The sequence below is a fragment of the Pseudomonas sp. PDM09 genome (genome assembly GCF_014852305.1).
Lineage (GTDB): Bacteria > Pseudomonadota > Gammaproteobacteria > Pseudomonadales > Pseudomonadaceae > Aquipseudomonas.
In genome coordinates this window covers 243,506-257,661 of the sequence record NZ_JACVBI010000006.1, presented here as the reverse complement: position 1 = coordinate 257,661, position 14,156 = coordinate 243,506, and the positions used below count along the sequence as shown (strand labels likewise).

The window sequence follows — 14,156 nt, the reverse complement described above, 5'->3', positions numbered from 1 at the left end:
GATCGTTCTCCTCGAAGTGTCGTGATTCAGACCGCGACCTTGTGGTCCGGCAGACCGGGACTGCTGACGCGGTAGATGCCGATCTCACCTAACAGATTAGGCCATAGCTTACTGGCCCACCCATGCCGATGCTGTTGATCCACGGCAAGCCGATCAATGACCTTGGCTTCACGTTCGCGACACAGCGCTTCAAAGTCTTCGAAAGTGCAGAAGTGGATGTTCGGCGTGTTGTACCAGGTGTATGGCAGAAACTCCGAAACCGGCATCCGGCCCTTGCTCGCCAGGTACCAGCGGCAGCGCCAGTGACCGAAGTTGGGGAAGGTGATGATGCATTGGCGACCGACGCGCAGCATTTCGTCGAGGATCCTGTCCGGGTAGTGCACAGCTTGCAGGGCCTGGGTCATGACCACGATGTCGAAGCTGTTGCTGGCGAAGTTGCCCAGGCCCTTGTCCAGATCTTGCTCGATGACGTTGATGCCCTTGGCCACGCACTCGGCAATGTTGTCCGGGTCGTTTTCCAGGCCATAGCCGGTGACCTGTTTGTGGTCACGCAGCCAGGTCAGCAACTCGCCATCACCGCAACCGAGGTCGAGCACGCGGCTGCCGGCGGGGATCCATTCCTGGATGATTTCCAGATCGGCTCTCATGTCTTCCTCAAAGCGCTATACGGTTCATGTAATTGCTGAAGGCCTGCAAATAACGCGGGATCGGAATCAGGAAGGCATCGTGGCCTTGCGGAGCGTCGATCTCCAGGTAGCAGACGTCTTTCCTGGCCGCCATCAGCGCGTCCACCAGTTCCCGCGAGCGGGCAGGGGAGAAGCGCCAATCGGTGGTGAAGGACATCACGCAGAACCTGGCCTGGGCATTGGCGAAGGTTTTCGCCAGGTCATCGTCGAAGTTCGCCGCCGGGTCGAAGTAGTCCAGTGCCTTGGTCATCAGCAGGTAGGTGTTGGCGTCGAAACGTCCGGAAAACTCTTCGCCCTGATAGCGCAGGTAGCTTTCGACCTGGAACTCGACGCTGTGGAAGTCGTAGTTGAGCTTTTCGCTCTTCAGGCCGCGACCGAATTTCTCGCCCATGGAGTCGTCGGACAGGTACGTGATGTGCCCGACCATCCGCGCCAGCATCAGCCCGCGCTTGGGGATTACACCTGCTTCCTGGAACGAGCCGCCGTGGAACTCCGGGTCGGTGAGGATCGCCTGGCGTGCGACTTCGTTGAACGCAATGTTCTGCGCCGACAGTTTCGGTGCCGAGGCGATGGCCAGGCAGTGCCGCACGCGGTCCGGGTAGGTGATGGTCCACTGCAAGGCCTGCATGCCGCCGAGGCTGCCGCCGATCACCGCCGCCCATTGGTGGATGCCGAGCAGGTCGGCGAGACGCGCCTGGCTGTGGACCCAGTCTTCCACGGTCAGTACCGGGAAGTCGGCGCCGAATGGCTTGCCGGTTTCCGGATTGACACTGCTGGGGCCGGTGGAACCATTGCACCCGCCGAGATTATTCAGGCTGACCACGAAGAACTTGTTGGTGTCGATCGGCTTGCCGGGGCCGATGCAGCTGTCCCACCAACCGGGTTTGCGATCGTCGGGGCTGTGGAAGCCGGCAGCGTGATGGTGACCGGACAAGGCGTGGCAGATCAGCACAGCGTTGCTCGCCGTAGCGTTCAGCGTGCCGTAGGTTTCGTAGATCAGGTCATAAGCGGGCAGCGAACGTCCGCAGGCCAAGGCCAGGGGTTCACTGAAGTGCGCCACTTGCGGCGTCACCAGACCAACAGAATCGGGGGGGAAGGCAGCTGGCATCGACCCTGCTCTCATTGAAATGAGGCGTAAGTCTAAAGACCGCTGACCCTAGCAGCAAGCTAACTTCCCCACCGTTAACGATCGTTCCCACGCTCTGCGTGGGAATGCCTCGCTGGACGCTCTGCGTCCGCTTCGGCTGGGGCGCGGAGCGTCCCGGGCTGCATTCCCACGCGGAGCGTGGGAACGATCAGGGGAGGGTGAGATCCGGCAAATCCGGCAGCTTCTTCGGCGAACAAATCCGCACCCGTTTCTGCCGGTTCAGCTCTCCGCTGATCAAACTCACCTGACTCTTCGAAACCCCGAACGCCTTGGCCAGAAACGCCATCAGGTACGCATTGGCCTTGCCTTCAACCGGCGGTGCGGTCAGGCGGATCTTCAGGCGATCACCATGCAGCCCGCAGAAATCATCGCTGCGGGCCGCAGGTTGCAGGTGACATTCCAGAATCAGGTCATCACCGTCCCAGCGAAAATAGCTCATCAGATCAGGCCGAGCAGCCCCATCGGCATGAGGGCGAAGTTCGCAAGGCGCGGGATCAGCCAGCTTTGCAGTAACTGGATCACGATGAACGCGAAGATCGGCGAGATATCGAGGCCGCCCAGGTTCGGAATGATCCGACGGAACGGGGCGAGTACCGGTTCAGTGATCTGAGCAACCAGCTCTGCACCCGGGTTGTGGCTCCCCGGGGCGACCCAGGACAGAATCACGCTGATAATCATCGCCCAGAAAATAATATTCAAAAACAGCGAGAAGAGCGCGATCAGCGCCCACGGCACCAGGAACAGCCAGTCGACCATGAAGCCTTTGAGCAGCAGGATCACCGCAATCAGCAGCATCTGAATGATCAGCGCCAGTACCAGTGACGACATGTCCAGCCCGAACATGCTCGGGATGACCCGGCGCAGGGGCTTGAGCAGCGGTTGAGTGGCTTTCACGATGAACTGGCAGAGCGGGTTGTAAAAATTCGCCCGAACCAGTTGCAGGATGAAGCGCAGCAGCACGATCAGCAGGTACAGGCTGCCCAAGGTTTTGATGATGAAAATGGCAGCGTCATTGAGTCCGAGCATCATTGATTCCTTTGTAAGAGCTGATTAGCGACCGAGTTGCTCAGCCATCTCGGCCGAGCGGTGCGCAGCGGCGCCGAGGGCTTTTTCGACCAGCGCTTCGAAGCCGCCGGCCTGGAACGACTTGATTGCCGCTTCGGTGGTGCCCGCAGGCGACGTCACGCGACGACGCAGTTCAGCCGCGTCGACATCGCTTGCGACTGCCATGTGTGCAGCACCCAAAGCGGTTTGCACGGTCAGTTGCGCGGCGATGTCCGCTGGCAGGCCGAGCTTCACGCCCGCGGCGGTCATGGCTTCGATCAGCAGGAAGAAATACGCAGGGCCCGAGCCGGAAACGGCGGTAACCGCGTCCAGTTGCTGTTCTTCGTTCAGCCACAGGGCAATGCCAACCGCCGACAGCAGCTCTTCAGCTTGCTGGCGTTGTGCGGCACTCACTTCGCTGGTGGCGAACAAACCGCTCACGCCCTGACGCAGCAGCGCCGGGGTGTTAGGCATGCAGCGCACGATAGGCTGGGCGCCAAGCCAGTTGTTCATGCTGGCGCAGGTGATGCCGGCCGCAATCGAGACCACCAGTTGATTCGGCGCAAGGCTTGGGCGAATGGCTTCGCACACGGCTTTCATCGCCTGGGGTTTGACCGCCAGCACGATCACGTCCACGCCCCGAATGGCTTCGGCGTTGTCGGCGAACACTTCGATGCCGTGTTCGGCACTCACGCGGGCACGGGTTTGTTCACCCGGATCACTGGCGCGGATCTGCGTGGCGTCCAGACCTTTGGCGCGCAGGCCGCCGATCAGGCTGGCGGCCATGTTGCCGGCTCCGATAAAGGCAATACGAGTCTTGCTCATGTCAGGTCCTTATAAAGAGAGGTGTCAGCCATTGTTTCAAGACTGGCCGTAGTCGCGGGCACCAAACAGGGCCGTTCCGATGCGGACCCAAGTGGCGCCCATGGCAATGGCCGACTCGAGGTCGTGGCTCATGCCCATGGAAAGTGTGTCGAGTGGCAGGTTCAGGCTGGCTTGCAGGCTCTGCACGGCAGCAAAGGCGGCATCCTGGGCGGCGCGATCTTCAGTCGGCTCGGGAATCGCCATCAAACCGCGCAATTTCAAACGCGGCAGGGCGCTGATGGCATTGGCCAGGGCGGGTAAATCGGCAGGGGTGCATCCAGACTTGCTGGCTTCACCACTGACGTTGACCTGGATGCAGATGTTCAAGGGAGGCAAATCGGCAGGGCGTTGTTCGGACAGCCGTTGTGCGATTTTCAAGCGATCCACGGAATGCACCCAGTCGAAATGCTCGGCGATAGCGCGAGTCTTGTTCGATTGAATGGGGCCGATGAAGTGCCAGATCAAGGGCAGGTCGGCCAATTCGAGCTGTTTGCTCAGCGCTTCCTGCAAGTAGTTTTCGCCAAAATCGCGCAGGCCGGCGGCATACGCTTCCCGCAGGGCTTCGGCGGGCTTGGTCTTGCTCACGGCCAGCAGCTGGATGCTGTTCTCATCGCGGTTGGCGGCTTTGGCTGCTGCCTGGATGCGTGAACTAACCTGAAGAATGTTGTCTGCTATCGTGGACATCAAGAGGCGCCAGCGGTCTGAAGGTTCGCGGCATTCTACTGGAATTGAGGAGCGCTATGGATATCACTGAGCTGCTGGCTTTCAGCGCCAAACAAGGCGCATCTGACCTGCACCTGTCCGCCGGCCTGCCACCGATGATCCGTGTCGACGGCGATGTGCGACGCATCAACCTGCCGGCTCTGGATCACAAGGAAGTGCATGAGCTGATCTACGACATCATGAACGACCTCCAGCGGGTGGACTTCGAGAAGCATCTTGAAACCGACTTTTCCTTCGAAGTGCCCGGCGTGGCGCGTTTTCGGGTCAATGCCTTCAACCAGAATCGGGGTGCGGGCGCGGTATTCCGGACCATTCCGTCCAAGGTGCTGAGCATGGACTATCTGGGGATGGGGGAAGTGTTTCGCAAGATTACCGAAGCCCCCCGGGGTCTGGTGCTGGTGACCGGCCCGACCGGTTCGGGCAAGTCCACCACATTGGCGGCGATGATCGACTACCTGAACAACCATCGCCATCACCACATCCTCACCATCGAAGACCCGATCGAGTTCGTCCACGAATCGCGCAAATGCCTGATCAATCAGCGCGAAGTCCATCGTGATACCCGCAGCTTCGCCACGGCGCTGCGCTCGGCCCTGCGCGAAGACCCGGACGTGATTCTGGTGGGGGAGATGCGTGATCTGGAGACTATTCGGCTGGCATTGACTGCCGCCGAGACCGGTCACCTGGTATTCGGCACGCTGCACACCACGTCGGCGGCGAAAACCATCGACCGGGTGGTGGACGTGTTTCCGGGCGACGAAAAATCGATGGTGCGCTCGATGCTTTCCGAGTCATTGCTGGCGGTAGTTTCGCAGACATTGATCAAGAAAATCGGCGGCGGGCGAGTTGCCGCCCACGAAATCATGCTTGGCACTTCGGCGATCCGTAACCTGATCCGCGAAGACAAGGTGGCGCAGATGTATTCGTCGATTCAGACTGGAGGGTCGCTGGGGATGCAGACGCTGGATATGTGCCTGAAGGAGTTGGTGACCAAGGGCGTGATCAGTCGCGAGCATGCGCGGGAGAAGGCGCGCTCGCCGGATAATTTTTAAGGGGGAAGTTGATCGTTCCCACGCTCTGCGTGGGGATGCCTCAATGGACGCTCCGCCTCCGCTTTGGCAGGGGGGGCGCGGAGCGTCCCGGGCTGCGTTCCCACGCAGAGCGTGGGAACGATCAGTGTCGGATCAGCGCTGAACAACCCGCAATTCGTTCTGTTCTTTCGGCAGAACCCGCTTGGCAACCACGTAGTGGCTTTCCCAATACGGTTTCTTCAGGGTGTCGATGCTCACCGACTTGCCACGGCGGGGTGCGTGGATGAAGCGGTCGTTGCCCAGGTAGATGGCAACATGATTGACCCGGCGGCTCTTGATGTTGAAGAAAATCAGGTCGCCTGGTTTCAGATCGTTGCGATCGACCTTCTCGCCATGGCCGCTGGCCATGGCGTTCGAGGTGCGGGGCAAGTCAAACGTAGCGTCGTTGAACGCGTATTTCACCAGACCGCTGCAATCGAACCCTTTACTTGGGCTGCTGCCGCCCCAACGATAAGGCGTACCGAGCACGTTTACCGCGCGACTCAACACGTTGCTGCTTTCCTTGCTGGCCATCGGCGGTACCAGCTTGCTGTTTACGCTGCTCAGTTGGCTGGAGCGTTTTACTGTCTGTTTGTTGTTTTTGCTTGAAGGAGCAGAAACGTGGGATTTTGGGGTGTAACCATTAACGCTAGGAAGACGTTGCTCACGATTGGTGGCGTGGGCGGCCAGGGGCAATAATAGGCAAATGGTTAGCCATGTCTTGAAAAATGGACGCATTAGGCAAGGCTCATATGGGTGAACGCGCAACTTTATAACAGCTTTTTTGGCCCTTCCGAGGCCGTTGGTCGATTCAAACGGCGGGCCGCGGAACTAAAAATCGGCAAAGTTGACGTGGGTTGTCTGACAAAAGTCAGGTATTACAAGGCTTTGGCAGGAATGAAGTTAGCATTTGCCGTATGTCGGCCGCCTGTAAAAAAGTCACAAAGAATTCAAGAATATTTCTCTATCGTGTGAGTCGAGGTCATCCATGAACACCTATCAACACCCCGTTTCAGAGCAAGACACACACAGCAAAGTGATTGGTTACCTGTTGTGGATTTTCGGTTTTACCGGGGCTCACCGCTTCTATTACGGCAAGCCGGTGACCGGGACGATCTGGTTTTTTACCTTCGGTTTGCTGGGTATCGGCTGGTTGATCGACCTGTTTCTGATCCCCTCCATGGACCGTGAAGCGGACCTGCGCTTTACCGCTGGCCCGATCGAATACAACGTTGCGTGGATTCTGCTGACGTTTCTGGGGGTATTCGGTGTGCACCGGATGTATCAGGGAAAATGGATCAGCGGGTTGCTGTATCTGGTGACAGGCGGGTTGTTCTTTCTGGGGGTGTTGTATGACTTCTGGACGTTGAATGACCAGGTGTCGATTCGCAACGCGCAGAACAGAGGCGCCTTCCAGTAAGCCTTCGCGAGCAAGCCCGCTCCCACATGTGTTTTCGGTCGTACACAAATTCTGTGTTCGCTGAAGGTCAAGTGTGGGAGCGGGCTTGCTCGCGAATGCAGGCAGCGCGGTGTTAAGCCTGGTGACTGATCCGTCCATCCACCAGGGTGTAACGCACCACACCCGGCAAGCTATGGCCAATGAACGGACAGTTTTCGCCCTTCGACAACCAGTTCTCACCGGCCACGGTCGAGGCCGCAGGGTCGAACAGCACGATATCTGCCGGCCCTCCCACCGCCAATTTGCCCGCTGGTAAACGCAACGCTTCGGCAGGACCGGCGCCCAAGCGTGCGAGCAGCGTCGGCAAGTCGAGCAAACCGTCTTCCACCAAGGTCATCGCCAGCGGCAGCAGCAGTTCAACACTGCTGATGCCCGGTTCGGTGGCACCGAACGGCGCCAGTTTGGCATCGCGTTCATGGGGCTGGTGATGGCTGGAAATGGCCGAGACCACCCCCGACTTCACCGCTGCCCGCAGGCCGTCGCGGTCCGCACGAGTGCGCAGCGGCGGTTGGACGTGATAGAGGCTGCTGAAGTCGATCAGCGCTTCGTCGGTGAGGATCAGTTGATACAACGCCACGTCCGCCGTGACCTTCAGGCCACGGGCCTGGGCTTGGGCGATCAGCGCCACACCGCGGGCGCTGGTGAGCTGGCTGAAGTGCGCACGCACGCCGCTTTGCTCGACCAGCAGCAGGTCCCGGGCCAAGGCCACGGTTTCAGCGGTTTCCGGAATGCCCGGCAAACCGAGGAAACTCGCCGTCGGACCTTCGTGAGCCAAGCCACCTTCGGCCAGATCATGGTCCTGAGAGTTGAAGATCACGGTCAGATCGAACGTTGCTGCATATTCCAGCGCCCGACACAGGGTGCGGGTGTTGCGGAAGCTCTCCAGACCGTTGCCGAAGGCCACGCAGCCGGCATCGCGCAAGGCGACCAGTTCGGCCAGCTGTTCGCCATCCAGGCCTTTGCTCAGGGCGCCGATCGGGAAGACTTTGGTGTTGCCGGCTTCGCGAGCGCGGTCGAGGATCAGTTCGGCCACGGCGGAGGTGTCCAGCACCGGTTTGGTTTTCGGTGGGCAGCACAGGCTGGTCACGCCGCCGGCAGCGGCGGCACGGGTTTCGCTGGCGATCGAGCCTTTGCGGCTGTAACCCGGCTCGCGCAGGGCGACGTTCAGGTCAACCAGGCCCGGGGCCGCCACCAAGCCCTTGGCGTCGATGGTGTCTACTGCAACGAAACCTGCCGGAGCGGCGCCGAGGGCGACGATCTTGCAGGCTTCAACGTGGATATCAGTCACTTGATCCAGGCCGCTGGCCGGATCGATAACGCGTGCGCCGAGAATGCTGAGCTTCACTGGGCGTTCTCCTGCTCGAATTGGCGCTGGGCTGTTTGCCCGCTCATGGCCATGGACAGCACAGCCATACGAATCGCGATGCCGTAGGTCACCTGGTTGAGGATCACCGAGTGGGGGCCGTCGGCCACCGCCGACTCAATTTCCACCCCGCGGTTGATCGGCCCCGGGTGCATGACGATGCAATCCGGTTTGGCCCCGGCCAGGCGCGCGGTGGTCAGGCCGAACAGGCGGTAGAACTCGCCTTCGCTCGGCAGCAGGCCGCCGGTCATACGTTCACGCTGCAGGCGCAGCATGATCACCACGTCGACGTCCTTCAGGCCTTCGGTCATGTCGGTGTACACCTTCACGCCGTATTGCTCGATGCCGATCGGCAGCAGGGTTTTCGGCGCAATCACGCGGATGTCCGGGCAGCCAAGGGTTTTCAGGGCCAGCATGTTCGAGCGCGCTACCCGCGAATGCAGGATGTCGCCGACGATGGCCACCGAAAGGTTTTCGAAGCCGCCCTTGTGCCGACGAATAGTGAGCATGTCGAGCATGCCCTGGGTCGGGTGGGCATGACGGCCGTCGCCGCCGTTGATGATCGCCACTTGCGGGCAAACATGCTCGGCGATGAAGTGCGCCGCGCCGGAATCACCGTGACGCACGACGAACATGTCGGCGGCCATGGCTTCCAGGTTGCGCAGGGTGTCGAGCAGGGTTTCGCCCTTGCTCGCCGACGACGTCGACACGTTCAGGGTGATCACGTCGGCCGACAGCCGTTGGGCCGCCAGTTCGAAGGTGGTGCGGGTGCGGGTGGAGTTCTCGAAGAACACGTTGCACACGGTCTTGCCGCGCAGCAACGGGACTTTCTTCACCGCCCGGGCGCCAACCTCGAGGAACGAGTCGGCGGTGTCGAGGATTTCCGTCAGCAGCTCGCGGCGCAAACCGTCGAGCGAGAGGAAGTGGCGCAGCTGGCCCTGTTCATTGAGCTGCAGCGGGCGCTTGGTTTCTAGAGGCGTCATCGCGAGGGGGACTCTCAATAGGGCGAATTAAAGGGCGAGGTCTTGAAGTTCGAGCTTGAGTTCCGGGCCGGACAGTTTCACTCGTTCATGGGCCGCCAGCGACAGAGTCGCCCCAACCACGTTCGGCCGGATCGGCAGTTCACCGGCGTCCAGGTCCAGCAGGCATACCAGCGTCACGCTGGCCGGGCGGCCGTAGTCGAAGAGTTCGTTCATTGCAGCGCGGATGGTCCGACCGCTCATCAGCACGTCATCGATCAGTACCAGGTGCTGGCCTTCGATCTCGAACGGTAGCGCCGATGGGCGTACTTGTGGGTGCAGGCCGTTCTGGCTGAAGTCGTCGCGGTAGAACGAAACGTCCAGAGTGCCCAGGGGCGAATCGCTGCCCAGTTCATCGAGCAACGCCTGCGCGACCCAGACGCCACCGGTCCGAATGCCGATATAGCGCGGTTCACTGATGCCACGGTTTTCCAGATAAGCCTTGAGACGGATCGCCATCTGGCTGATCAGTTCGGCGGGATTGGGCAGGCTCATGGTTTGCTCCTTCTTTGTCCCGAGCCGGATGCCGCTTGAGGGGTGGCTCGGGTTGTAGCTAAGGGAGACGCCGCAGCGGCTCTTCAGAATTAGGTGCGGTCAGGATTCGAACAGCGCGGTGTTTTCGTCGAGCCAGCCTTGCAACAGCAGCGCGGCGGCGATGGCATCGACCGGGTTGTCGCGGTAACTGCCTTTCTGGCCGCCACGGACCAGGCGTTCGCCCTTGGCCTCGAAGGTGGTCAGGCGCTCGTCGTGAGTATAGAAGGGCAGGTTGTAGCGGCCGTTCAGGCGGCGGGCGAACTTCTCGGCCCGCAGGCACATGTCGCTCGGCGTGCCGTCCATGTTCAGCGGCAGGCCGACCACCACAGCGTCGGGTTTCCACTCTTTAATCAGGGCTTCGACCTGATTCCAGTCAGGAATGCCGTTTTGTGCCTTCAAGGTGCACAGCTCGCGGGCCTGACCGGTAATCACCTGACCGACCGCAACGCCGATCTGTTTGGTGCCGTAGTCGAAACCCAAAATCAACCGCAGGGCCATCAGGCGTGCCCCGCCTGGTTGGTGAGCAGGCTGAGATTGACGCCCAGGTGTTTGGCCGCCGCTTCAAGACGTAATTCGCTGCTGGTATTGAACAGGATGTCGGCATTGAACGGGCAGGTCAGCCAGGCGTTGTCGGCCAGTTCGGCTTCCAGTTGCCCGGCTTCCCAGCCGGCGTAGCCGAGGGTGATCAGGCTTTTCGCGGGGCCGACGCCGTCGGCGATGGCGAACAGCACATCCTGCGAAGTCGACAGCGACAATTCGCCGTCCAGATCAACGGTTGCCTGATAGGTTTTTCCCGACGGGTGCAGGACAAAACCACGATCGGTTTGCACCGGGCCGCCGATAAAAATGGGCACATGCTGGCAGAGTACCGGCGGTTCGATATCGGGGCGCAATTGCTCGAGGATATCGGCCAGGTTCAGGTCCTGCGGGCGGTTGACCACCAGCCCCATGGCACCATTGGCCGTGTGCTCGACGATGTAGGTCAAGGTGTGCGCAAAGTTCGGGTCGGCCATGTGAGGCATGGCGATCAGGAAGTGATGCTTGAGGTAGCTGGGGCTGACGTTCTTCATGAGCGCTAGTGTGGCGTTGGAGGGGCGAACTGACAAGCCGAGGATGCACAGGAAATGCCCCAAATACTCCTGACAACACAGATCAAATGTGGGAGCGGGCTTGCTCGCGAAGAGGCCGGCCCATTCAACATTGATGTCGACTGACCCGACGCCTTCGCGAGCAAGCCCGCTCCCACAGGGGTTTTGTGCTGGTCAATTACTGGACAACCGGTCCCCACGCGCAAACTTCCACGTCCGAATAATTTCCAGACGATCGATGTCTGACAGATCCCCGGTGAACGGTGCAAACGGCGCCGCGAGCCTTACGATGCGCTGCGCCGCCTGGTCCAGCAGCGGCTGGCCGGAAGACTCCAGCACCAGCACTTCATACAGCGAGCCATCGCGGTTGATCGAGACCATCAGTCGCAAATTGCCGTAAATCTGTTTGCGCCGGGCTTCGTCGGGGTAGTTGAGGTTGCCGATGCGCTCGACCTTCTTGCGCCATTCATCTTTGTACCAGGCACCCTTGTCGCGCATGGTCGACGCGGCGCTCAAGCGGTGGATGCGCGGGCGCTTGGCGTACAGCTGTTGTTCACTGGCCAGTTCCGCTTCCAGGCTGGCGATGTCGCTGGACAGCTGCGCGCTGTCGAAGGTCGGTGCCACGACCTTGGGTTTGGTCTCGGTCTTGATCTCTTCGCGCTTGGTCGCGGTTTTTTTCGGTTTCGGCGCGACGGTCGTCACGGCTGCCTTGGGGGCTGCTTCCGGCACTGGCGGCGTGGCGGTTGGCGGTGGGGTGACTGGCTGCACCTTGTTGTCCTGGAAGGGCGCGACCTCGGTGGTCTTAGGCGTCGCCTTTTTTTCCAGAGTGCCGCTGCCTTCCTGGTTTTCCTGGGCGAGAAAGTCAGCTTTTTCCGGCTTCTTTTCGCTTTTGAACGTGGCGAGGGTGATTTCCAGGGTTTTGCTGATTTGCTGGGGTTCGACCATGGAGAACCCGACGCCCAACAGCAAGGCCAGGTGAATCAGCGCCGCGAGAAACAGGGTGAAACCGAGGCGATCAGCCGGACGCACGCCACGGTGGGCGAGTTCAGGGGGCAGATCGGACGGGAGTGTCATAACAAGAAAACCAACATCGCGTTTTTTACAAGCCGGGGATGATAACGCAATGTTGGTTGTCTCTATCAACGAGCCTTGAGCTTCTGATCGATGGCATCCATCAGAAGGCCACCAATGTCGGTGCCGAACGCGTTATCGATCTCGCGAATGCAGGTCGGGCTGGTGACGTTGATTTCGGTCAGATGCTCACCGATTACGTCGAGACCGACGAACAGCAAGCCCTTCTCACGCAGGGTCGGGCCGACTTGCGCGGCGATCCAGCGATCCTTCTCGGTCAGCGGTCGGGCTTCGCCACGGCCACCGGCGGCGAGGTTGCCACGGGTTTCACCGAGCGCGGGAATCCGTGCCAGGCAGTAATCCACTGGTTCGCCATCGATCATCAGGATGCGCTTGTCGCCATCAACGATTGCCGGCAGGTAACCCTGGATCATGATTTGCTGACGGCCATGCAAGGTCAGGGTTTCGAGGATCACCGACAGGTTCGGGTGGCCCGCGGTGTGACGGAAGATCGACGAACCGCCCATGCCGTCCAGCGGCTTGAGGATCACGTCACCGTGATGGTCGGCGAATTCACGCAACACGTCGGGGCGACGGCTGACGATGGTCGGCGGTGTGCACTGCGGGAACAGTGTGGCGAACAGCTTTTCGTTGCAGTCACGCAGGCTCTGCGGCTTGTTGACCACCAGTACGCCGGCATTTTCCGCTTGTTCCAGCAAATACGTGGAATAGACGAATTCCATGTCGAACGGCGGATCCTTGCGCATCAGGATCACGTCCAGATCGCTCAGCAGCGCATCGCTTTCGGCGCCCAGCTCAAACCATTTTTCCGGGTTGGCGAATACTTTCAGCGGACGCATCCGCCCGCGAGCCTCGCCTTCGGCCTGATATAAATCGCGCTGTTCCATATAGAACAGTTCCCAGCCACGCTTTTGCGCGGCCAGCAGCATGGCCAGCGAGCTATCCTTTTTATAGGAGATGCTGGCGATAGGATCCATGACAATCCCGACGCGAACGCTCATGGGGTTTTCCTCGAAATTGGGGTGGAAAGTGTTGTGAAAAAGTGGCGTCAGAGTGGCGCTGAGTGTGTTCCCGGTCAAGGAAAAACCACCGCCGGGGTCGCCCGATAGATTGGATGGGGAGACTGTGCTAAAAAGACTGCCATGTCGGGCTAGCCCTTGAGTATCAAGGGTTTCGAGTCGCCGATGAGCGGCAAACGGACAATTTGATTCACAAAGGCGACGGTAGAGCCACTATGGAACAGCATTCCAGCGCCTTGAAGGTCATGGTGATCGATGATTCGAAAACGATTCGTCGCACCGCCGAAACGCTGTTGAAAAACGTGGGCTGTGAAGTCATCACCGCAATCGATGGTTTCGATGCCCTGGCCAAGATTGCCGACAATCACCCCGGCATCATCTTTGTCGACATCATGATGCCGCGTCTGGATGGTTATCAGACCTGCGCTTTAATCAAGAACAACAGTGCGTTCAAGTCCACGCCAGTGATTATGCTGTCGTCCAAGGACGGGTTGTTCGACAAGGCCAAGGGTCGGATCGTCGGTTCCGACCAGTTTTTGACCAAGCCTTTCAGCAAGGAAGAACTGCTGAACGCGATTCAGGCCCATGTACCGGGCTTCACCGCCGTTTCGCCGCAGTAGGACACGCACAGTGACGCTCGGCCATGGGGCCCGGTGTCGACAAGAATGGGGAAGACCATGGCACGTATTCTGATCGTCGATGACTCGCCGACCGAAATGTACAAACTGACCGGCATGCTCGAAAAGCACGGTCATGAGGTGTTGAAAGCCGAAAACGGCGCCGACGGCGTGGCCCTGGCCCGTCAGGAAAAACCCGACGCGGTGTTGATGGACATCGTCATGCCCGGCCTTAACGGTTTTCAGGCGACCCGTCAGCTGACCAAAGACCCGGAAACCGGGCACATTCCAGTGATCATCATCACCACCAAGGATCAGGAAACCGACAAAGTCTGGGGCACGCGCCAGGGCGCCAAGGACTACCTGACCAAACCGGTCGACGAAGAGACCCTGATCAAGACCCTGAACAACGTGCTGGCCGGTTGATCGTC

18 protein-coding genes are annotated in these 14,156 nt (G+C 60.0%); 4 read left to right on the top strand and 14 right to left on the bottom strand.

Features of this window, described 5'->3' with window-relative positions; genetic code table 11:
• Positions 1–26: 26 nt before the first annotated feature.
• The 6 genes from metW to IB250_RS16615 form a co-directional block, all read right to left on the bottom strand.
• Entirely contained in the window at positions 27–647 is a 621-nt protein-coding gene (gene metW, locus IB250_RS16640) for a methionine biosynthesis protein MetW (protein ID WP_052964988.1), read from the bottom strand.
• 7 nt (positions 648–654) lie between these two features.
• A complete protein-coding gene (metX, locus tag IB250_RS16635; protein ID WP_123500247.1) occupies positions 655–1,794 on the bottom strand; it encodes a homoserine O-succinyltransferase MetX in 1,140 nt (379 codons plus the stop codon).
• A gap of 187 nt (positions 1,795–1,981) precedes the next feature.
• Positions 1,982–2,272, bottom strand: a complete 291-nt coding sequence (locus IB250_RS16630) for a DUF167 domain-containing protein (RefSeq protein ID WP_183680893.1) — start codon at positions 2,270–2,272, stop codon at positions 1,982–1,984.
• Positions 2,272–2,859: a YggT family protein gene (locus IB250_RS16625; RefSeq protein WP_192344915.1), complete on the bottom strand. Its 588-nt coding sequence runs from the start codon at positions 2,857–2,859 to the stop codon at positions 2,272–2,274. Before IB250_RS16625 ends, IB250_RS16630 begins: the two co-directional genes overlap by 1 nt.
• Positions 2,860–2,883: 24 nt before the next feature.
• On the bottom strand, positions 2,884–3,702 hold the full coding sequence (gene proC, locus IB250_RS16620) for a pyrroline-5-carboxylate reductase (protein ID WP_192344914.1): 819 nt from the start codon (positions 3,700–3,702) through the stop codon (positions 2,884–2,886).
• Between the two features lie 36 nt (positions 3,703–3,738).
• Positions 3,739–4,425, bottom strand: coding sequence for a YggS family pyridoxal phosphate-dependent enzyme (locus IB250_RS16615; protein ID WP_192344913.1), 687 nt, complete (start codon positions 4,423–4,425; stop codon positions 3,739–3,741).
• A gap of 56 nt (positions 4,426–4,481) precedes the next feature.
• Here IB250_RS16615 and IB250_RS16610 point away from each other — a divergent pair, with 56 nt between their 5' ends.
• Positions 4,482–5,516, top strand: coding sequence for a type IV pilus twitching motility protein PilT (locus tag IB250_RS16610; protein WP_192344912.1), 1,035 nt, complete (start codon positions 4,482–4,484; stop codon positions 5,514–5,516).
• A gap of 132 nt (positions 5,517–5,648) precedes the next feature.
• Here IB250_RS16610 and IB250_RS16605 read toward each other — a convergent pair whose 3' ends face one another.
• Complete coding sequence (locus IB250_RS16605; protein ID WP_192344911.1) at positions 5,649–6,272, bottom strand: C40 family peptidase; 624 nt, start codon at positions 6,270–6,272, stop codon at positions 5,649–5,651.
• A 250-nt stretch (positions 6,273–6,522) separates the two neighbouring features.
• Between IB250_RS16605 and IB250_RS16600 the strand changes: the two genes are divergently transcribed.
• A complete protein-coding gene (locus IB250_RS16600) occupies positions 6,523–6,954 on the top strand; it encodes an NINE protein (RefSeq protein WP_192344910.1) in 432 nt (143 codons plus the stop codon).
• A gap of 112 nt (positions 6,955–7,066) precedes the next feature.
• On the opposite strand, the gene IB250_RS16595 is transcribed toward IB250_RS16600, so the two are convergent.
• The 7 genes from IB250_RS16595 to gshB form a co-directional block, all read right to left on the bottom strand.
• Positions 7,067–8,338 (bottom strand): dihydroorotase, encoded by a 1,272-nt coding sequence (locus IB250_RS16595; protein ID WP_123500235.1) that lies wholly within the window; start codon positions 8,336–8,338, stop codon positions 7,067–7,069.
• The gene (locus IB250_RS16590) at positions 8,335–9,339 is read right to left on the bottom strand and encodes an aspartate carbamoyltransferase catalytic subunit (protein ID WP_123500233.1); all 1,005 of its coding nucleotides are present in this window, start codon (positions 9,337–9,339) and stop codon (positions 8,335–8,337) included. The genes IB250_RS16595 and IB250_RS16590 overlap by 4 nt, the downstream gene beginning before the upstream one ends.
• Before the next feature lie 27 nt (positions 9,340–9,366).
• Positions 9,367–9,870 (bottom strand): bifunctional pyr operon transcriptional regulator/uracil phosphoribosyltransferase PyrR, encoded by a 504-nt coding sequence (gene pyrR, locus IB250_RS16585; RefSeq protein ID WP_007897945.1) that lies wholly within the window; start codon positions 9,868–9,870, stop codon positions 9,367–9,369.
• Between the two features lie 99 nt (positions 9,871–9,969).
• The gene (gene ruvX / locus IB250_RS16580) at positions 9,970–10,407 is read right to left on the bottom strand and encodes a Holliday junction resolvase RuvX (protein ID WP_007897947.1); all 438 of its coding nucleotides are present in this window, start codon (positions 10,405–10,407) and stop codon (positions 9,970–9,972) included.
• Positions 10,407–10,979, bottom strand: coding sequence for a YqgE/AlgH family protein (locus tag IB250_RS16575; protein WP_123500231.1), 573 nt, complete (start codon positions 10,977–10,979; stop codon positions 10,407–10,409). The genes ruvX and IB250_RS16575 overlap by 1 nt, the downstream gene beginning before the upstream one ends.
• A 192-nt stretch (positions 10,980–11,171) precedes the next feature.
• A complete protein-coding gene (locus IB250_RS16570) occupies positions 11,172–12,071 on the bottom strand; it encodes an energy transducer TonB (RefSeq protein ID WP_192344909.1) in 900 nt (299 codons plus the stop codon).
• A 65-nt stretch (positions 12,072–12,136) separates the two neighbouring features.
• Entirely contained in the window at positions 12,137–13,090 is a 954-nt protein-coding gene (gshB, locus tag IB250_RS16565) for a glutathione synthase (RefSeq protein WP_123500226.1), read from the bottom strand.
• Between the two features lie 233 nt (positions 13,091–13,323).
• Here gshB and pilG point away from each other — a divergent pair, with 233 nt between their 5' ends.
• Positions 13,324–13,728 carry a twitching motility response regulator PilG gene (gene pilG, locus IB250_RS16560; protein ID WP_008068133.1) on the top strand — a complete coding sequence of 135 codons (405 nt, stop codon included), beginning with the start codon at positions 13,324–13,326 and terminating at the stop codon, positions 13,726–13,728.
• Between the two features lie 57 nt (positions 13,729–13,785).
• Positions 13,786–14,151, top strand: a complete 366-nt coding sequence (pilH, locus tag IB250_RS16555) for a twitching motility response regulator PilH (RefSeq protein WP_008068134.1) — start codon at positions 13,786–13,788, stop codon at positions 14,149–14,151.
• The last annotated feature ends 5 nt before the right edge of the window (positions 14,152–14,156 follow it).

Bases quoted from the DNA above. Each gene is read 5' to 3' on its own strand.
- metW (WP_052964988.1), bottom strand. From the start codon at position 647: ATGAGAGCCGATCTGGAAATCATCCAGGAATGGATCCCCGCCGGCAGC.
- metX (WP_123500247.1), bottom strand. From the start codon at position 1,794: ATGCCAGCTGCCTTCCCCCCCGATTCTGTTGGTCTGGTGACGCCGCAA.
- IB250_RS16630 (WP_183680893.1), bottom strand. From the start codon at position 2,272: ATGAGCTATTTTCGCTGGGACGGTGATGACCTGATTCTGGAATGTCAC.
- IB250_RS16625 (WP_192344915.1), bottom strand. From the start codon at position 2,859: ATGCTCGGACTCAATGACGCTGCCATTTTCATCATCAAAACCTTGGGC.
- proC (WP_192344914.1), bottom strand. From the start codon at position 3,702: ATGAGCAAGACTCGTATTGCCTTTATCGGAGCCGGCAACATGGCCGCC.
- IB250_RS16615 (WP_192344913.1), bottom strand. From the start codon at position 4,425: ATGTCCACGATAGCAGACAACATTCTTCAGGTTAGTTCACGCATCCAG.
- IB250_RS16610 (WP_192344912.1), top strand. From the start codon at position 4,482: ATGGATATCACTGAGCTGCTGGCTTTCAGCGCCAAACAAGGCGCATCT.
- IB250_RS16605 (WP_192344911.1), bottom strand. From the start codon at position 6,272: ATGCGTCCATTTTTCAAGACATGGCTAACCATTTGCCTATTATTGCCC.
- IB250_RS16600 (WP_192344910.1), top strand. From the start codon at position 6,523: ATGAACACCTATCAACACCCCGTTTCAGAGCAAGACACACACAGCAAA.
- IB250_RS16590 (WP_123500233.1), bottom strand. From the start codon at position 9,339: ATGACGCCTCTAGAAACCAAGCGCCCGCTGCAGCTCAATGAACAGGGC.
- pyrR (WP_007897945.1), bottom strand. From the start codon at position 9,870: ATGAGCCTGCCCAATCCCGCCGAACTGATCAGCCAGATGGCGATCCGT.
- ruvX (WP_007897947.1), bottom strand. From the start codon at position 10,407: ATGGCCCTGCGGTTGATTTTGGGTTTCGACTACGGCACCAAACAGATC.
- IB250_RS16575 (WP_123500231.1), bottom strand. From the start codon at position 10,979: ATGAAGAACGTCAGCCCCAGCTACCTCAAGCATCACTTCCTGATCGCC.
- IB250_RS16570 (WP_192344909.1), bottom strand. From the start codon at position 12,071: ATGACACTCCCGTCCGATCTGCCCCCTGAACTCGCCCACCGTGGCGTG.
- gshB (WP_123500226.1), bottom strand. From the start codon at position 13,090: ATGAGCGTTCGCGTCGGGATTGTCATGGATCCTATCGCCAGCATCTCC.
- pilG (WP_008068133.1), top strand. From the start codon at position 13,324: ATGGAACAGCATTCCAGCGCCTTGAAGGTCATGGTGATCGATGATTCG.
- pilH (WP_008068134.1), top strand. From the start codon at position 13,786: ATGGCACGTATTCTGATCGTCGATGACTCGCCGACCGAAATGTACAAA.